Source organism: Haladaptatus sp. W1, assembly GCF_001723155.1.
GTDB classification, from domain to species: Archaea; Halobacteriota; Halobacteria; order Halobacteriales; family Haladaptataceae; genus Haladaptatus; species Haladaptatus paucihalophilus.
This window is the reverse complement of the sequence record NZ_MEIH01000196.1, coordinates 1-3,224: the sequence shown is the minus strand read 5'-3', so window position 1 is coordinate 3,224 and position 3,224 is coordinate 1. Positions and strand designations below refer to the sequence as shown.

At 66.0% G+C, this 3,224-nt stretch carries 3 protein-coding genes and 1 pseudogene; all 4 read right to left on the bottom strand.

What is annotated here, in order from left to right; genetic code table 11:
- The coding region (gene gfcR, locus BG842_RS09615) for a transcriptional regulator GfcR (RefSeq protein ID WP_069450582.1) at window positions 1-622 on the bottom strand (622 nt) is incomplete at its 3' end.
- Window positions 609-1,682 carry a glucose 1-dehydrogenase gene (locus tag BG842_RS09610; RefSeq protein ID WP_069450581.1) on the bottom strand — a complete coding sequence of 358 codons (1,074 nt, stop codon included), beginning with the start codon at window positions 1,680-1,682 and terminating at the stop codon, window positions 609-611. The genes gfcR and BG842_RS09610, both read right to left, overlap by 14 nt.
- 261 nt (window positions 1,683-1,943) lie before the next feature.
- Window positions 1,944-3,008 carry a D-xylose 1-dehydrogenase Gfo6 gene (gene gfo6 / locus BG842_RS09605; protein WP_069450580.1) on the bottom strand — a complete coding sequence of 355 codons (1,065 nt, stop codon included), beginning with the start codon at window positions 3,006-3,008 and terminating at the stop codon, window positions 1,944-1,946.
- Between the two features lie 26 nt (window positions 3,009-3,034).
- Window positions 3,035-3,224 (bottom strand): annotated as a pseudogene (locus tag BG842_RS09600) (arylamine N-acetyltransferase); the annotation flags it as partial.

Sequence of the window (3,224 nt, the reverse complement as noted above, 5' to 3'; positions counted from 1 at the left end):
CGTCGCTGCCGACGCCGATGACCTGCACCAGCGAGTAGACGGGAACGCCGTCTAACTCCTCGATACCGCGCTTGTCGGCGAGGACGATGCAGGCGACCGGGTCGCCGCCGCGGTCCTTGATGGCCTCGATAGTCTCGGTCATCGTCGTTCCGCTGGTGATGGTGTCGTCCACGACGTAGCACTCGCGGTCCCGAATCTGTGCGAAATTGCGCGAGAAACTGCCGCCGTACTCGTCGATGTCGCCCTCGTCCCACTGGTGTTTCCGCGGCGCGTAGGTTCCGAGGTCGGTGCCGAGTTCGCGGGCGACGGTGGTCGCCAGCGGCGCACCCGCCTTCTCGATTCCGATGGTCAAATCGACCTCCTCGCCGTGTTTCGACAGCATGTCGGCCATCGCCGCGCCGACGTGCGAGAGGCGGGCGCTGTCGCGGCCGATGGCGCTCCAATCGACGTGGATGTCCTGCGGGCCGCCGGTCGGTTCGGGGGTCGGTGCGCTCCCGCTCCGTTCGACGAGCCAACTCGCCGTCTCGCGCGAGACGTTCAGTTCGTCCGCGATTTCGCCCTTCGAGAGGCCGCGCTCCGCTAGCTCGGCCGCGCTCTCGATGAGGTCGTCAACGTTCTTCATGGTCGTAGAATTTCACCGCGGCCTTTATTGTCGTTTCGTCGTCCGCAAATGCGTCCGCGAGGTTCGAGGTGTCGTAGATGCCGGTCACGAGGTCGTCCAAGAGCCAGTCGGGGAGCGAGGAAAGCGTCTCGGTCGCGGCCTCGAAGTGCCGGTAGCCGGAGTTGACGCTCCCAACGAGCGCCTTGTTGTGCATCACGAGTTCGCGGTGGAGTTTCCCGCCGTCGATTTCGAACGACCACGAATCCGGGACGCCGAGCAGCGCGGCGACGCCGTTCGGCGCGAGCGCCTCGATGCTCTCGAAGGCGTGTTTCGGGTAGCCGGTCGCCTCGAAGATGAAGTCCATCGATTCGTACGCGTCGGGAATCTCCGAGACGGGCGTCTCGCGCGAATCGACGTACGTCGCGCCCAAGGCCTCGATGATGTCGATGGTCGGGTCCGGCCGGTCGCGGCGGCCGAGGCAGTAAGTTCGCTCGAAGGATTGGCCGAGCATCGCCAGCGTGAGCAGGCCGAGCGACCCGTTGCCGAGGACGAGCGCGCTCTCCGGTTGCCAGTCGAACGCCGAGCGCGAAGCGTAGGCGTGTTCGACGGCCTTCTCGGCGATGCTGATGGGTTCGACCAGAAAGCCCCACTCGGCGAGGTCGCCCGGGATGGGAAGTAGGAACTCCGCGGGACTCGTGAAGTAGTCGCTCATGAAGCCGTGACCGCCGGTGATGCCGCGCTCGACGACGTCCTCCGGGGGAGCCATGTCCGGTTCGCCGCGCTCGAAGTACTCCGTCGGGCCGTCGGGAAGCGGACGGCGAACGGTCGGCACAACCACGTCCCCCTCCTTGAACGCGGTGTCGTTCGGATCCACCACCACGCCGACAGCCTCGTGGCCGAGGACGAGGTGGTCGTCGTCCGCGGGAAAGCCGCCGTGATGCCCGGCGATGACTTCGTAATCGGTTCCGTCGATGCCTACTCGGAGTGTCCGCACCAGCACCTCGCCGGAATCGGGGTCCGGTCGGGGTTTGTCGATGACTTCGGGAGCACTCGCGCCGCGCTTGAGTGCGACTGCGTGCATGTCACACCCTTACAGCCCGGTGTTCAAAACATTTATTCTTTGCCGAGTAAATAGTTCGGATGCAGGCGAGCGGCCGCGAGCGTCCATGGTAGTATGCTCACACGAACCCGAACGTCTGTCCAATATGCAGTTCTGGCCGCTCGCGTTTTCCCGTGCGCTGTTCCGCGAGTCACAACCGCGTCGCCGAACTCTGCGTCGTCGAAATCTGCGCCCCCGAACTCGTTCCCGAAGTGCCCGGTTTCCGCCGTTCACGGACGCTCGTTAGCGTTCGACCGCCACGCGCTCGCCGGTTTCCGCCGACTCGTAGATGGCTTCGATGGTTCGCATATCGACCAGTCCGTGCGCGCCGTCTGGTCCGGGGTCGCGGTCGGCGAGCAAACGGTCGGCGAAGTAGTCGAACTCCTCCCGTTCCTCGTTCACGGGCGCGACCGAGAACGCGGCCGCCGCGTCGCCGCGTTCGACCGTCAACTGGGCCTCGCCGAAGAACGCCGGGGAGAGCGTCAGTTTTCCCTCGGTTCCCGTGACCGAGAACTCGCTTCCCTTCTGGGCGTACTGGCTGGCGACGCAGGCCGCGGTGACGCCGTTGTCGAACGAGACGTGTTGGTCCACCCCGACGAAGTGTTCGTGCGGACTCCGCGTCGTCCCCTGCGCGCTCACCGGGTCGGAATCGAGGACGAATCGGGCGGTGTTCAGCGGATAGATACCGAGGTCGATGAGCGCCGAGCCACCGGCGAGGTCGGCGTCGAGTCGCCACTGGTTCGGGTCGGGCGTTGTCTGCTCGAAGACGTTCTGGCACATCGACCCCTCGACCAGTACGGGGTCGCCGACGAATTCTTCCCGCACGAGGTCGCGCATCCGACGGACGGCCGGATTCACGTGCATCCGGTAGCCGACCATCAACTGCACCCCGGCCTCTTCACATACCTCGACCAACCGCTCCGCTCGCGCGGCCGAGACCTCCATCGGTTTCTCGCACAAAACGGCCCTGCCGAGGTCGGCCGCCGTCTCCGCGAATTCGAGGTGCGTCGCGTTCGGCGTGGCGATGTACACCGCGTCGTACGCGTCCACGCCTTCCCCCGCGTGGAATTCCTCGTAACTCAACGCGCGGGCGGCCCCCGTTTCGTCGCGGAGTCGAGCGGCCTTTTCCGCCGAGCCGCTGACGAGCGCCCCGATTTCACAGCGGTCGCTGTCCCGAAGGGCCGGGACGACCATCTCCGTCGTGAACCAGCCGAGGCCGACGAGGGCGAAGCGAACTCGTTCGTCCGAGTCGGTCGCGGTCTCCCAATCGCGCCGGGTGAAGTCGTCGAGATGGTTTGCGAGCGTCATCTTCCACAGGAACGATCCTGTGGCGGTTAGCGTTTGGGGCGTGTCGCCTCGGGGCGGTCGGTCACGCCGAACTCGGTTTCGAGCGCGTCGTACCACTCCGCCTCGGCGAGCGACCGCTCGCGCTCCTCGCCGTTTTCGTGCCGGGTCAGCGCGTCGGGGGTGAGCTTCGCGTGTCCGGAATCGGTCGCAATTGTGACCACGGGGTCGCCCGTGAAC

Bases quoted from the DNA above. Each gene is read 5' to 3' on its own strand.
- BG842_RS09610 (WP_069450581.1), bottom strand. From the start codon at position 1,682: ATGCACGCAGTCGCACTCAAGCGCGGCGCGAGTGCTCCCGAAGTCATC.
- gfo6 (WP_069450580.1), bottom strand. From the start codon at position 3,008: ATGACGCTCGCAAACCATCTCGACGACTTCACCCGGCGCGATTGGGAG.